This window comes from Oscillospiraceae bacterium CM, assembly GCA_022870705.1.
Taxonomy (GTDB): Bacteria; Bacillota; Clostridia; order Oscillospirales; family Oscillospiraceae; genus Sporobacter.
Genome location: CP072107.1, coordinates 1,372,552 through 1,387,622 on the forward strand (window position 1 = coordinate 1,372,552; position 15,071 = coordinate 1,387,622).

Below are 15,071 nucleotides of genomic sequence, written 5' to 3' on the forward strand. Positions count from 1 at the left end.
CCGTCTCGGCTTCGCCGCGACACCTGCCCCTAGGGGAAGGCTTCCGATCGAAAATGGGTATGCAGCAGCGGGAGAATTTAATTCTTTTGGCGGAGGGTTTTAACGAGTTCGGAGAGCTTTGGCGGCTTCCCGTACAGGAGGATACCGATCCGGTAAATCGCTGCCGAGAGATAGCCGACCCCAACGGTGGAGGCAATGCCGACGGCGACGGAGATGATGATCTCCACCGGGGCTACATTGCTCATGGCGATGCGCGTGAACATCGCCATCGGCAGCGTAAACGGGATATACGAGCTGACAATCATGAGCGGTGACGATACTTTCCCGGCCATGATCCCGAAATAGACAACAAAGAAAGCGATGATAAACAAAAAGGTAACCGGCAAAATCGTCGTGCCGACATCCTCCATGCGGCTGGCCAGCGAGCCGAGCGCCCCGTAAATAAACGCGTAGAAGAAGAAGCCAATGAAGAAGAAGAGCAGCACGTACAAAAACATATCAAGCGGGATATTGAAAATATTTTGGATAATAAGATTGTTTGCCCAAACGTCGGCGTTGAGGTTATAAAACAGAAACGCCGAGCCGAAGATGAGCCCGAACTGGGCAAGGCCCGCGAGCCCTGTGCCAATGACCTTGCCAAATAGGAGACTCATGGGATTGGCGCTCGTGATGAGCAGCTCCATCGCGCGCGTTGACTTTTCGCTGGCAACGCTTGACGCCACGAATTGACCGTACAGAATAATCGCCATATATAAGGCGTAGATGAGAATAAAGGTGTAGATAATCGACTCCGTCTGGCTTTTGCCTGTCTCGGTGACGGTGGCGTTAACGGCGGGGTTAATCAGCGCGGCGGCTTCTTCCGCCGTCAGACCGAGCTCGGCGAGCTTTGTCTCTTGATATTTGGCTTTTAAAATCGCGCCGATCGTCTGGCCGGGGCTTTCATACACGCTGAGGCTGACGGTGATATAAGTAAAGTCAAGCGGGGACGCCAGATAAAGGGCCGCCCGATATTCCCCGCTCTCGACCTTCTCCCGCAAAACGTCAACCGATTCGTCTGTTTCGACGAGGGCGTCATCCGGGAAAACCCGGCTGAGCGCGGCTGTAAGGCTGCCGCCATAGGCCTTGTCGACAACGGCAAGCTTGCTTTTCTCGGCGCTTGGCTGCCCTTCCTTATGAAACAAACCCGACAGACGCGGGTAGGATAAAAGCCCCGCAATGAGCACCACAAGGATGGCTGTAATGATGACATAGGGCTTGCTTTTGGCGTAATGGGAGAATTCGAATCTCAAAACCGTCCAGAACTGCTTCATATCGCATCCTCCGTATACTCGACAAAGATATCGCTGAGTGACGGCTCAAAGACAGTAAAGCTGTCAAGATTAAGCTGCTGCTCCGACAGGCGCTTTAAAAGCGCCATTTTTTGATCGGCAGCGCGGAGCGTGACGACTGCCGTATCCTCCTGCGTTTCAATGTTCGTCACAAGGTCTTTGGCTGCGGCGTCAAGAAATCGGGCGACGGCGGCTGCTTCGGGTGATTTTAAAATGAGGCGAAGCCTGTTATAGCTGCGCCTGATATCCTTCAGCGGACCGGAGAGGACGATTTTGCCGCCGTTTAATATGGCGATGTCGCGGCAGAATTCCTCGATGTAGTTCATTTGATGACTTGAGAAAAACACGAGCTTGCCCCGACCGATCATTTCGAGGACGATGTCCTTTAAAAGCATGGCATTGACGGGGTCAAGGCCGGAAAACGGCTCGTCAAGAACGAGAATGTCGGGGTCGTTTATCAGGGCGGCCGCCAGCTGAATTTTCTGCTGGTTGCCTTTTGAGAGTGTTTCAAGCTTTTTATCCGCAGCCTCCGACAGCGCGACGCGGTCGAGGAGCATATCAACTGAGTGGCGGGCGTCCGACGCCGCCATACCCTTGAGCGCTGCAAAATAGAGCAGCTGGTCGCGGATGCGCTTTTTCGGATACAGGCCGCGTTCCTCCGGCAGATAGCCGAGGCGGATGCTTTTGCGGTCAATCATCTTGCCGTCGAGGAGGACGTCGCCGCTGTCGGCATTAAAAACGCCCATGATGATGCGGATAAGTGTTGTCTTCCCTGCCCCGTTGCGGCCGAGCAGCCCGAGCGCCTGCCCGCTCTCGGCGCGGAGCGAAATATTCTGCAAAACGGCTTTGTCGCCAAAGCTTTTGCTGATATCACAAATGTCCAGTACCATTTGGGTCTCCTCGCTACAGCACGTCGCCGGACGGGCCATATGGCGGCGTCTGGCGGCTGTTATGATACAGGCTGTTGTCCATCGTGTGCCGGAAGCTCTTATGCAGGAAAATAAAGACCGAGGAAATGATGAGCAGGGCAACGCCCGCGCAGACAATTAAAACAGCGAAACGGTCCAGCTGTTCGGCCGGGACGAGCTGGAACAGGAGAATTGATGTTGAATTGACGGTGATATGGACGATAATGGCAGAAACGATGGAATTACTTCTGTAATAAACAAAGCCGAGGGCAAGGCCGATAACAACGGCATACGTGCTCTGGACGACGTTTAAATGATAAATGCCGAAGGCGAGCGCCTGAAACACCAGCGCGAGGCGGATTGGCATGAGCTTGCGCAGCTCGCCGAAAATAAGGCCGCGGAATAGAATCTCCTCGAAAATCGGCGCGACAATGCCGACGGCCAAAAGCGTCCACCAGACGCTGCCGCCCGTGAGTACCTCGCCGAGGGCGTCATACTGCTCGAAAACGGTGTGCAGTGCGCCGATTTGGCTGACAAGGGCGACAAGAATGTCAATGACGATATTGAGAGAAAAGCCGAGAAAAATGAGCGCCGGTAAGGCGACGGCGTCAACAGGCTGGATGCGGACAAACGTCCACAGCTCTTCCTGCCGCTTTCTGTACAGGAGATAATAAAACGGCAGCGAGAGGACGACGGACAGCAGGAGAATCCACGGCGTCTGGCGGCTGATGAAGCCGAGCATTTCAGACATGATGGCTTCGACATCCGGCATGACACCCGGTACTGCGGGGACGAGCGACGCAGCCCCGCCCGAAACGAGAAAGATAATACCAAATACGAGCGTCACGACCGTCTGCGCCAGATAGTAGATGACGAGCAGCAGCAGCATCAGGCCGACGCCTTTTAAAACTCTTTTCATATCCGACCTCCGAAGATTAATTGGTTGCGGCGTCCGTCGTGCCTGTCAGGCGGAAGGACCCGTTTTCCCAAGTGAAAACGGCTGTCGTCGTCTTCCCTGTCGTGTTGTCATAGCTTTTGATCGAAAACGCGTTCCGTGCCGTTCTGGTGAAGACGGCGGACATGTCAAACGTGGCGCTGTAGAGCGTTTTGCCGTCCGACACCGGCAGCTGCGCCAGGTTGCCGTCTCCCGTCACCGTAAATATCCGGTAAACTGAGCCGTTTGAGCCCCAGCGCGTGCCGATGGTAAAGTCGGTGTACCCGTCGCCGTTATAATCGTCAAACTGCAGGACGGAAAAATCACTGAGCGTCAGCGCGTCTTCACCGAAGACTTTGTTGAGGTCAAGCGTTGAGACAGTCTTGCCGTCCTTATCAAGCGCTATGAGCTCAAAGGTCCCGCTATCAGGCGCTCCGCCAGGCGCCGTTTCATCTCCGGCGGGCTGCCCGGAGGTCATCAGAAGCGACACGCGCGTGACACCCGTTGGGCGGACGGCATACAAGGCCGATGACGCGATAACCGACTCTGTGTTCTCGGTGGGCTGAGAGAAGTAGGGATAACCGTTGTCCTTCAAATAGGCTTTCACGCCGTCCGTTTGCTGATAATTATTTTTTGTCAGAATATCAACATAGCCGGAAATGAGATCGTGATACCGCGAGGCCGGATATGCTTTTATAAAACGCGCATAGCTTGCTTTGAGGGTGCTGTCCAGCGTCCCGCCGGGGAACATGGGCGTATTGTCCAGCACGTCGGCGGAGAGGTATATTTTCATGTCGTCCCGCGCTTTCAGCAGCGCATCGTCGCCAAGGCGCGTGCCGGGGTGGGCCGTGGCGTAATTTTCCCAGGTAGCAATCAGATCGCTCAGTTCGTCCCACGAGACGGTGAGGCCCGCGTCACTGATAAGAGGGCCTTTAACGAGACTGTCATGCCGCAGCGTCAAATAGTCTGTGACGGCGGTTGAAACACTGCTTTTAAAATTGTTTATGAGATACCCGGGGTCCTCATCGAGGAAAAAATACCCCTCCGTCTGATAGGCGGCAAAGCCGTTATCACGAATAAGGGCGGCGGCGGCCTGATCGCTGCCGCTGAGCTGCGATGCGTCCTTTACCGGGTAATACCAACCGTCGTCGGCTTGGGCTGTGATCGCTTCGAGGTCAACGCCGTCGGCGAGCTTTTCGGCAAGCGAATGCTGCGCCAGCTCATAAAACGGCAAAAACGCTTCAAACATCGCGTCCTTCGCGGCTTGGTCGGCGGACGCGGCCAGCGCTTTGTATTGATTGAGCGCCTTTAAAACGGCGCCGCTGTCGTGCACCGACAGCGCGGCAAGGTCATTTCTGTATTGCTCGGCAAGGTCCGCCGCCGTGGATGGTGATGGCTCTGATGACGATGGGCTGCCTTTTTTCACACACCCAGACAGGAGTGCTGCCAGCAGGAGAAAGGACAGCAGAATGGCTAATAATTTTGTCTTTTTCATTACGGGCTCCCTTCCGTCTTTTTCCACAAACATTATACCTGACAGAATTGACCATGTCGAGACAAATCGGCACAAGGCCCGGCGCAGACAAGTGGGGCGGCCGCTGCCGCCCCGCTTCTTTATGAATTTAAATCGCATCAGATGGCGGTCAACCACTTCAGCAATAGAATAAGCGCAACGCCCGGCACGCCAAAAATGCCGACGAGGGCGGCATTAATCCAGTTGATGCCAATTGATACACCGATGAACGCGCCGAGATAGTTCAGCGCGAAAAGCGCCAAAAAGCCGAGCAGTGTGTTGAGCAGCAGCTTAAAAACGATTTTCATCGGCTTTCTGAAGATGACGAGCAGGAGCAGCACGAGGACGACGGCGATGATAATAATACCGGCTGTCTGCAAACCTGTCATATTGGTCACTCCCCTCAAGTTTGTCCGATAACAAATATATTCAGGATTGTCATAATTATTTTGAAAAATAACGTTTATTCGATCACTTGTCAAGCAATACTAGAATTGGACACGAAAACCCGGCTGTGCATCAGGCCGGTGCCAGCGTTTTGACCGGTGTAAAGCCGGTTTGTATGTGTAGATGTGTAATGGTGTGAGCTCACGGCGATTTTGGCGAATGGCCAACAGTCGGCAGGTTTAAGATTCCGTATAGTATGTTCGGGTGAGAATCGAATTTTTGTGTCCGGCACGGTGGCTGTTTTAAATGACAGCCACCGTATCTTTATGCCGGACCGACGGTGTAAATCGCCCGGAAAAAGGGTTGATTTTCTAAAAACAATCCTATATACTATATATCCGTAGGAGCATGGTTTCACATCTCAATATATAGGGGATCACGATGAAAGCAGCAGTCAGGACAGCTTCATACGGCAACGAGAGCATCTCGGCACTCAAGGGCGCAGACCGCGTTCGGAAACGGCCGGGCGTTATCTTCGGCTCGGACGGGCTAGAGGGCTGTGAGCACGCCGTTTTTGAGATTCTGAGTAACGCCATCGACGAAGCCCGCGAGGGGTTTGGCACCGTCATCACCGTTACGCGGTATGCGGATCAATCCATCGAGGTGGAGGACTTTGGCCGCGGCTGCCCCGTTGACTGGAACACGACAGAAAACCGCTATAACTGGGAGCTTGTCTTCTGCGAGCTGTACGCGGGCGGCAAGTATCAAAACGCCGAGGGCGAAAATTATGAATACTCTTTAGGCCTCAATGGCCTCGGTTCCTGCGCCACACAGTATTCGTCGGCATACATGGACGTCGTCGTCTGGCGCGAAGGCAAAAAATTTAGCCTCCGCTTTGAAAAGGGCGAAAATGTGGGCGGTCTGCAAACCGAAGCGTTTAGCGGTAAGCGCACGGGAACGCTCGTCCGTTGGAAACCGGACCTTGACGTCTTCACGGACATTGCTATTCCGGCGGCATTCTTTCTTGATACCCTCAAGCGACAAGCCGTCGTCAACGCCGGCGTCACGTTCCGGTTCCGCAATCAGACTGCAAGCGGTTTTGAGACAACGGAATTTTTATATCAAAACGGCATCACCGATTACGTCACCGAGCTCTGCGGTGACGACGCTTTAACGCAGCCCTGCTTTATTGAGTCTGAGCGGCGCGGGCGCGACCGCGCGGACAAGCCGGAATATAAGGTGAAGCTCTCGGCCGCCTTCTGCTTTTCAAACAAGGTCAACGTGATCGAGTATTACCACAACTCCTCCTGGCTGGAGCACGGCGGCGCGCCGGAAAAGGCTGCGAAAAGCGCCTTTGTCTCCGAGGTTGATGCGTACCTGAAAAAGACGGGGAAATATCAGAAAAACGAGAGCAAAATCAGCTTTAATGATATCCAAGATTGCCTGATTCTCATCACCAACTGCTTTTCAACACAGACATCGTATGAAAATCAGACAAAAAAAGCTATCACGAACAAGTTTATTCAAGAGGCGATGACGGACTTCTTCCGCAGCCAGCTGGAGGTTTATTTCATCGAGCACAAGGCGGAAGCCGACCGCGTCGCCGAGCAGGTGCTCGTCAACAAACGAAGCCGCGAGCAGGCGGAAAAGGCGCGGCTGAACATTAAGAAAAAGCTATCCGGTGCAATTGACCTCACAAGCCGGATTCAAAAATTCGTCGACTGCCGGTCTAAAGACTTGTCACAACGAGAAATTTACATTGTTGAGGGCGACAGCGCCCTCGGCGCGTGCAAGCTCTCCCGCGATGCCGAGTTCCAGGGTATTATTCCGGTGCGCGGCAAAATTCTCAATTGTTTAAAAGCCGACTATGATAAAATTTTCAAAAACGATATCATCACCGATCTCATCAAGGTTCTTGGCTGCGGCGTCGAAGTCAACAACAAGCACTCCAAAGACCTCTCCACCTTTGATTTGGGCGCCCTGCGCTGGCACCGCGTCATCATCTGCACGGATGCCGACTATGACGGCTATCAGATCAGGACGCTGATTTTAACGATGCTCTACCGCCTCGTTCCGACGCTCATACAAGAAGGGTTTGTCTACATCGCGGAGTCGCCCCTGTATGAAATCGTCTGCCAGGGCAAAACATATTTTGCGTATTCCGACCGCGAAAAAGCGGATATTGTCAGCGGTTTTAACGGGGCGAAGCACACGGTCAGCCGGTCGAAGGGGCTTGGTGAAAACGACCCAGACATGATGTGGCTGACGACAATGAATCCGGCGACAAGACGGCTTATCAAGGTCATGCCGACGGATGCGCAAGCGACAAGCGCGGCTTTTGACCTCCTCCTCGGCGATAATCTCGCCGGGCGGAAGGATTTTATTTCAGAAAACGGCTACAAGTATCTTGATGCCGCGGATATTTCGTAGCAGAGGCGAATCTTGTATGCACCCTAAGATGGGCAGACACAAGGTCTGCCTCGACGGTGGGGTGGCGCGTTTGATGCGGGAGTCGGACGGCCAATGGCCGTCCCTACGGCGAACGCTAACATCGGCGTGGGGTGAAGCCCCATACCGTATCCGACCCGACAAGGGCAGAAGTGATACGGGCGAACGCAGTTCGCCCCTACGGTTTAAATCGGAACAGTTCCGAAGGCATGCTTCCCAAGGGGCGTGGGGTGAAGCCCCATACCGCATCCGCCTTACGGGGCATGGGGCGAAGCCCCATACCTTAATTGGGCGGCGGGCGGGATTTGAATTTCAGTATGGTCGATGAGAATGGAGGTTGTGTATGAAAAAGGTTACGGCAGCACACGTTTAACCTCTATTCCCCTGCCGGTTGTTCAGCATGGCAGGTTAAGATATATTTAGACACTGAAACAACCGCGTTTATCCTGATTTAAAGGGGTTATCGAATGGCTAAAAAGAGACAGGCCGACGACAACAAATCAATAAACCCCAATGTTGTAGGACTTCGTGCCGAGGTATTGGAGCAGCCCATTACCGACACGCTGGAAGTCAACTATATGCCATATGCCATGAGCGTTATCGTCTCGCGCGCCATCCCGGAGATTGACGGCTTCAAACCGTCGCACCGGAAGCTTTTGTACACGATGTATAAAATGGGCCTTCTTCAGGGTGCGCGGACGAAATCGGCCAACATCGTCGGCCAGACGATGCGCCTGAATCCACACGGCGACGCGGCGATTTACGACACGATGGTGCGCCTTTCGAAGGGCTATGAGGCGCTTTTAACACCGTTTGTCGACTCCAAGGGCAACTTTGGCAAGGTCTACTCCCGCGATATGGCGTGCGCCGCGTCGCGTTATACGGAGGCCAAGCTCTCTTCCATCTGCGCCGAGCTGTTCCGCGATATTGAGCGCGATACCGTTGATTTTATCGACAACTATGACGGCACAATGACGGAGCCGACGCTATTGCCGACAACGTTCCCGAACGTTCTCGTCAGCGCCAACACGGGCATTGCCGTCGGCATGGCATCAAACATCTGCGGCTTTAACCTCACAGAGGTTTGCCAAACGGCGATTGACTTTATCGCCGACCCGAACCACCCGCTCCTGTCGACACTAAAGGCCCCTGATTTCCCAACGGGCGGCGAGCTTCTCTACAACGCCGCGGAGCTTGAGGCCATTTATAAAACGGGCCGCGGGACCATCAAGGTTCGCTCGCGGTGGCGTTATTTAAAGCAGGAAAACCTGATTGAGGTTTATGAGCTGCCGTACACGACGACGGCGGAGGCCGTCATTGACAAGGTCGCCGAGCTTGTGAAATCCGGGCGCGTGCGCGAGATTGCCGACATGCGCGACGAGACCGACTTAAACGGCCTGAAGCTCACGATTGATCTCAAGCGCGGGACTGACCCCGACAAGCTGATGGCCAAGCTTTTTAAGCTCACGCCGCTGCTCGACAGCTTCTCATGTAACTTTAACATTCTCATCGGCGGGATGCCGCGCGTGCTTGGCGTCACCGAAATCCTTGAGGAGTGGCTTGCCTGGCGGACGGGCTGCGTGAAGCGGCGCGTTTACAGCGAGCTGACGAAAAAGAAGGAAAAGCTGCATCTCTTATACGGCCTCGGAAAAATCCTTTTGGACATTGACCGTGCTATTGCCATCATCCGAGGCACGGAGGAAGAGGCCGAGGTCGTGCCGAACCTCATGATCGGCTTCGGCATTGACAACGTGCAGGCGGAATATGTGGCGGAAATCAAGCTGCGGAATATTAACCGGGAATACATTTTAAAGCGCACCGAGGAAACAAGTTCTCTGGAAAATGACATCCGAGACCTTGAAGAGACGCTTGGCAGCACAAGGCGCATTAAGGCTATCATTATTGACGAGCTGAAGGCCGTTATCAAGAAGCACGGGCAGGAGCGGAAAACAGCCATCGTCTACGACGACGAGACAGAGGAGCTTTTGGAGGACGAGCAGGTTCTCGATTACCCAGTCTGCGTTTTCCTCTCGCGCGAGGGGTACTTTAAAAAGATCACACCCTTGTCGCTTCGGATGGGCGGCGACCAGAAATACAAGGAGTCGGACGGGCCGTTTCTGTCGTTTGAGTCACAGAATAAAAACGATCTGCTCATCTTTACCGACCGGCAGCAGGTATATAAAGCGCGGCTGCGCGACTTTGAGGATACGAAAGCCTCCGTCCTCGGCACGTATCTCCCAACCGCTTTACAGATGGACGAGGGCGAGAGCGTTTTATACGTCATAGACCCCGGCGATTATTCGGGCCACGTGCTCTTCTTCTTTGAAAACGGCAAGGCCGCGCGCGTCGAGCTCTCTGCTTACGCCACTAAAACAAACCGCAAAAAGCTGACGGGTGCTTATGCCGCGTCAAGCCCGCTTGCCTCGATCATGCACCTGACGGCTGAGCATGAAATCGCCGTGTATTCCACCGAGGGGCGCGTTATCGTCTTCTCCTCTTCCCTGCTTGCGCCGAAGACGACACGCTCGACCATCGGCGTTGGTGTTTTAACGCTCAAGCGGCAATACAAGCTCGCGCGGGCACAGTTTTTGGAAGAGACGGCCATTAAAAATAAACCGCGCTACCGCGTCGCCCGTATTCCGGCGGCCGGGGCACTCTTAAAAGAAGAAGACCTTGAAGAACAGCAGCTGACGCTCAATATTTAATTCACGGAGGAGGCATAGCGATGGTCAGGCGGCTTTTGTCCTTACTGCTCACCGGCGCGCTTTTGACAGCCGCTGTCGGCTGCGCCTCAATCCTGAACGGGCAGACCTCCTCCGTGACGCGAAGCGTAGAAACCGTTAGTCCCTCGCCGAGCGGCCCTGTGACGGCCGACTCGTATGACACGCTTGTGACAGCCATCCTCGGACTCATCGAAACCCGTGAGGAAAAAGGCGACATTCGTGTCGATATTTACACCGGAGACCTCAAAGCCGATGTGGACCGCGCCGTCAGCGATATCCCAAAAAACACGCCGCTCGGCGCATACGCTGTGTCATCATTAAGCGGCAGCGTCACCACAACAGACGCGTTTAATAGTGTTGAAGTCCGCATCACGTATAAAAACATCACGAAGGAACAGCTGCAAAATATAACGACCGTTTCGACGGAACGATATCTCAAGTCTGTGCTCCACACGTCGCTCACAAACGGCGCTGTGACGACGGCTGTAAATGCAAAAGGCCTCTCACTCACATCTGACGCGGCAAAAAGTCTTGTCACGGCTGTGTATAATGAAAACCCGTCTGACATTGTCATGCTGCCGACGACATCGCTCGCCTTTTATCCCGACACCGATACGGGCGGAGACAAAATTGTCGTCTTCACCTTCAGTTATCGGTATGGGGCCAGCACCTTAAAGGCCATGGAAAAAACGCTTCAAAGCGCCGTTGAGCGCATTTGCAGCGCCGTTTCCGGGACGCGAGACGGCGATATCCTCCTGGCGCTCTGCCAAAAGCTCATGGTGACCGTTACGTATAGCACCGAGCCGGTTATGACGGCGGAGGAAAAGACGCCGATAGCACCGAACACCGCGTATGACGCTCTGATTACGGGCGTTGCCGACAGCAGCGGGTACGCCAGAGCCTTCAACGCGCTGTGCGACAAGCTTCGAATCCCGTGTGTTATTGTCAGCGGCACTTTCGCCGGGCAGGCACACACATGGAACATCGTCACCCTCGATGGGCACGCTTATCATATCGACGTAAGCCAATGCGACGAAAACGGCATTGCTGCTGCATTTCTAAAAAATGATACGGAAATGAAGAATTCTTCTTATAGTTGGGATACAGCGCACTATGCGGTCTGCGACGGGCCGCTGACGTACCGCGATTTTTACGCGCATACGTGATGGTTGAAAGTGATTTGATGATGGAAAGGCGGCAACAGTGATGGGCGGAGAAATCAGGCATTTTCGACGCAGGCTTTTCGGCGGCTTTGACGGTAACGACGTCATGCGGTATATTGAAGAGCTGGCCGCGCAGCGCAACAAGTATAAACTGACGGGAGATCGGCTGGAAGCGGAGCTGAAAAATCTCAATGCCGAGATCCGTCGTCTTCAGGGTGACTTGGATGAGGCTGACAGGCGGATTATGGACATCAAGGTCAAGTCCCTCGAAGACGCCTCTGACAGTATTCAAACGCTTCAGGAGACGTATTCAAACATCAAAACCGAGATGGAAACGACAACCTCGACCATCTGCGAGGAATTGAGCAAATTAAACGGAACGCTTTCGCAGCTCTCCTCCGTCCTCGATAAGACGGGTGACCGTTTTTCGGAGCTTCAGACGACAATGGAGCGCGAAAAAGCGGCGGCGCTGGCCGCCAGGCTCCCGAGGCTCAGCCATTGAAAACTGTGACACTATCGGTTTCCGACCTGCGCGCAGCAGCGCCAAACCTGCACGCCGGTGATCGCGTTTTTCTGACCGGGACGGTTTACACAGCGCGTGACGCCGCCCACAAACGCCTGATTGCCCTGCTTGACGACGGCGCGGCGCTGCCGTTTGCCCTCAAAGACGCCGCCATCTATTATGCCGGGCCGACGCCAGGTCACGGCGATGTCAAAATCGGCGCCTGCGGGCCGACGACGTCCAGCCGGATGGACGGTTTTGCTCCGCGCCTTTATGACCTTGGTCTCGTCGCCACAATCGGCAAAGGTGAGCGGAGTGCCGCTGTCGCCGATGCCATCGTCCGAAACGGCGCTGTCTATCTCTGCGCTGTGGGCGGTGCGGGGGCGCTTATATCCTGTCATATTACGGACGCTCACGAAGTCGCCTTCCCGGAGCTTGGGTGTGAGTCCGTCAAGCGATTGTCTGTTGAGAATTTGCCGCTTATCGTGGCGCTTGACTGCCACGGCGGGGATATTTTCAAAGAGGGACGCACAATGTTTCGAATCGGGTGATTTTTTAGATAATAATCAGCCCTGCCGCAGGTTCGGCAGGGCTGTTGTTGTTTTGGGGGGCGAAATGGTTGGAGATGGAATCCGCCCCAAAGGAAATGGCGCATATACCATCAAAGCGGACGGCCAATGGCCGTCCCTACCTTTTTCCCTCATCAGTCGCCTGCGGCGACAGCTTCCCCCAGGGGAAGCCTTTGACAAACCAATAGGCGTCATTCTGAGCGCGGTCCGCCCTACGGGGCGGTGAACGGACGGCCAATGGCCGTCCCAACGGCGTTCAGAAAAAGCGGGTGGAATGTAGCGGTCGGTTTCCATGCCGACCCCTGCGGTTAATTGATGAGCGCACATGGACGCGGGCGGATATGGAATCCGCCCCTACGGGGGACGGGGCGAAGACGCGGGCGATTGATAATCGCCCCTACGGGAGGGCGACGTGTTTATAATTTTGGGGGGTCATAGGGGCGCAGCCCCTATACCTTTATTGGGCGGTGGGTGGGAATTGAAATCTATTATTGGCCGCCCATGAGGAGGTACATGATCGCTTTTTGGACGTGGAGCCTGTTTTCCGCCTCGTCGAAAATTTCATCGGCGTGCGCTTCAAAGACTTTTTCGGTGATCTCCTCGCCCCGGTGGGCGGGCAGGCAGTGCTGAATCATGCAGCCGGGATTAGCCTGCGCCATAATATCATCATTGACCTGATAGCCTTGAAATGCCTTCATCCGCGCTTCGGCCTCGCCCTCCATGCCCATGGAAGCCCAAACGTCCGTAAAAATGACGTCGGCACCTTTAGCAGCCTGTGCCGGTTTATTCGTCAGTTCAAATGTGACGCCGGTCTGGCGGGCGGCAAAATCGAGGATGGTCTGATGCGGCCTGTAATCATCCGGCGTCGCGACCGACACATCCATCCCGCACAGGAGGGCGCCCGCGATGATAGAGTTTGCCATATTGTTGCCGTCGCCGATATAGCAGACCTTGAGGCCTCTGAGCTTTTTTTTATGCTCGCGCACCGTCATAAGGTCGGCCAGCACCTGGCAGGGGTGCTCAAAATCGGTCAGGCCGTTGATGACGGGGATGGATGCGTGTTTGGCCAGCTGCTCGACCTCGTCCTGCTCATACGTGCGGATCATGATACAGTCGCAGTAGCGGCTTAGGACGCGGGCTGTGTCCTGAATTGGCTCACCGCGGCCAAGCTGGCTGTCGGCATTCGAGAGAAAAATCCCCTGACCGCCGAGCTGGAAGATGCCCGTTTCAAACGAGACGCGCGTGCGCGTGGAATTCTTAGAAAAGATCATGGCGAGCGTCTTCCCGGCTGGGAAATTATGGCGTTGCCCCGCTTTCTGCTCGGCCTTGAGACGGTCGGCCGTGTCGAGAATGTGCAGAATGTCGCCCTCCGTGAGGTCGATGAGCTTTAAGAGGTCTTTTTTCATACGGCTTCCTCCAAAACGTTTTTCAAAATCGCAAGACCCTGTTCAATTTCCGCGTCGGAGATATTCAGCGGCGGAAGCATCCGGATGGCGTCTTTCCCCGCCGTGAGCATGAGAAGGCCTTTTTCGATGCATTTGGCGGCTAATTCCTTGGGTGTACCCGAAACTGAGACGCCGAGCATAAGCCCCATGCCCCTTATTTCCTGCACAACCGGCAGCTGCCAACCCGCGATTGTCTCCCGGATTTTCCGGCCTTTTTGAACAACACCGTCAAGTAAATCCGGCGTCAGCTGATTGAGCACTTCAAGCGCTGCCGCTGCCGCGATTGGGTTGCCGCCGAAGGTGGTCGCGTGCGTCCCGGCTGTGAGCACGGCGGCACATTTTTCACCCGCCAAAATGCCGCCCATCGGCAAGCCGCCTGCGATACCCTTGGCAAACGTCACAACATCGGGCGCAATGCCGTACTGCTGGAAGGCAAAGAGCGTGCCCATCCGGCCGATACCTGTCTGCACCTCGTCGATGAGAAGCAGAACGTCCCTCTCCCGGCAGAGGCTTTCCACCTGCTTGACATACGCCTTGTCGAGCGGCAGGACGCCGCCCTCGCCCTGTATGAGTTCGAGCATCACGGCGCAGGTGTCAGAGCCGATGGACGCCGCGAGGGCGTCAAAATCGTTTGCTTTGACGTGCGCAAACCCCTCCGTAAAGGGAAAGAAGTAGTTGTGAAAGCTATCCTGCCCTGTGGCGGCGAGCGTCGTCACCGTCCGCCCGTGGAAGGACTGGACGAGCGTGATAATTTTGCTCCGGCCGGGGCCGTATGTGTCAAAGGCATACTTGCGCGCGAGCTTGATCGCGCCCTCGTTGGACTCGGCGCCGGAATTGGCGAAGAAGACGCTTTTCATACCGGTGCGCTCTGTCAGCTCTTTAGCGAGAAGAGCGCCCGGCTCTGTATAAAACAGGTTCGACGTGTGCTGAAGCTTTAGCGCCTGCTGATAGATCGCCTCGGCCCATTTTGTATTGCCGTAGCCGAGCGCGTTGACGCCGATGCCGCTTGTAAAGTCGATATACGCCTTCCCCTCGGGGCTAAAAAGCGTTGCGCCCGCGCCGTGGTCAAGAACGACGTCAAACCGGGCGTACGTGGGCATGACGTGGTCGTTATACAGTGATTTAATTTCTGTGCTGTTCATGTGAATCAG

12 protein-coding genes are annotated in these 15,071 nt (G+C 54.9%); 5 read left to right on the plus strand and 7 right to left on the minus strand.

Annotation, left to right across the window (positions count from 1 at the left end; translation table 11 throughout):
• Nucleotides 1-77 precede the first annotated feature (77 nt).
• The 5 genes from IZU99_06845 to IZU99_06865 all read right to left on the minus strand — a co-directional run bounded on the left by IZU99_06845 (nucleotide 78) and on the right by IZU99_06865 (nucleotide 5,072).
• On the minus strand, nucleotides 78-1,310 hold the full coding sequence (locus IZU99_06845) for an ABC transporter permease (GenBank protein UOO36988.1): 1,233 nt from the start codon (nucleotides 1,308-1,310) through the stop codon (nucleotides 78-80).
• Nucleotides 1,307-2,218, minus strand: coding sequence for an ATP-binding cassette domain-containing protein (locus IZU99_06850; protein UOO36989.1), 912 nt, complete (start codon nucleotides 2,216-2,218; stop codon nucleotides 1,307-1,309). The genes IZU99_06845 and IZU99_06850 overlap by 4 nt, the downstream gene beginning before the upstream one ends.
• Nucleotides 2,219-2,231: 13 nt before the next feature.
• Nucleotides 2,232-3,155 (minus strand): CPBP family intramembrane metalloprotease, encoded by a 924-nt coding sequence (locus tag IZU99_06855; protein UOO36990.1) that lies wholly within the window; start codon nucleotides 3,153-3,155, stop codon nucleotides 2,232-2,234.
• Between the two features lie 16 nt (nucleotides 3,156-3,171).
• The gene (locus IZU99_06860) at nucleotides 3,172-4,665 is read right to left on the minus strand and encodes a hypothetical protein (GenBank protein UOO36991.1); all 1,494 of its coding nucleotides are present in this window, start codon (nucleotides 4,663-4,665) and stop codon (nucleotides 3,172-3,174) included.
• A gap of 137 nt (nucleotides 4,666-4,802) precedes the next feature.
• Nucleotides 4,803-5,072 (minus strand): pro-sigmaK processing inhibitor BofA family protein, encoded by a 270-nt coding sequence (locus IZU99_06865; GenBank protein ID UOO36992.1) that lies wholly within the window; start codon nucleotides 5,070-5,072, stop codon nucleotides 4,803-4,805.
• A gap of 439 nt (nucleotides 5,073-5,511) precedes the next feature.
• On the opposite strand from IZU99_06865, the gene IZU99_06870 reads away from it, so the two are divergent.
• From IZU99_06870 to IZU99_06890, 5 genes are all read left to right on the plus strand, one after another.
• The gene (locus IZU99_06870; protein ID UOO36993.1) at nucleotides 5,512-7,500 is read left to right on the plus strand and encodes a DNA topoisomerase; all 1,989 of its coding nucleotides are present in this window, start codon (nucleotides 5,512-5,514) and stop codon (nucleotides 7,498-7,500) included.
• A gap of 485 nt (nucleotides 7,501-7,985) precedes the next feature.
• Complete coding sequence (locus IZU99_06875; GenBank protein ID UOO36994.1) at nucleotides 7,986-10,223, plus strand: topoisomerase IV; 2,238 nt, start codon at nucleotides 7,986-7,988, stop codon at nucleotides 10,221-10,223.
• A 20-nt stretch (nucleotides 10,224-10,243) separates the two neighbouring features.
• Nucleotides 10,244-11,407, plus strand: a complete 1,164-nt coding sequence (locus IZU99_06880) for a hypothetical protein (protein UOO36995.1) — start codon at nucleotides 10,244-10,246, stop codon at nucleotides 11,405-11,407.
• Between the two features lie 40 nt (nucleotides 11,408-11,447).
• A complete protein-coding gene (locus IZU99_06885; protein ID UOO36996.1) occupies nucleotides 11,448-11,906 on the plus strand; it encodes a hypothetical protein in 459 nt (152 codons plus the stop codon).
• A complete protein-coding gene (locus IZU99_06890; protein ID UOO36997.1) occupies nucleotides 11,903-12,457 on the plus strand; it encodes a fumarate hydratase C-terminal domain-containing protein in 555 nt (184 codons plus the stop codon). Before IZU99_06885 ends, IZU99_06890 begins: the two co-directional genes overlap by 4 nt.
• Before the next feature lie 506 nt (nucleotides 12,458-12,963).
• Here IZU99_06890 and argF read toward each other — a convergent pair.
• Together argF and IZU99_06900 are read right to left on the minus strand one after the other, a co-directional pair.
• Nucleotides 12,964-13,881: an ornithine carbamoyltransferase gene (argF, locus tag IZU99_06895; protein UOO36998.1), complete on the minus strand. Its 918-nt coding sequence runs from the start codon at nucleotides 13,879-13,881 to the stop codon at nucleotides 12,964-12,966.
• Nucleotides 13,878-15,062: an aspartate aminotransferase family protein gene (locus IZU99_06900; protein ID UOO36999.1), complete on the minus strand. Its 1,185-nt coding sequence runs from the start codon at nucleotides 15,060-15,062 to the stop codon at nucleotides 13,878-13,880. The genes argF and IZU99_06900 overlap by 4 nt, the downstream gene beginning before the upstream one ends.
• Nucleotides 15,063-15,071 lie beyond the last annotated feature (9 nt).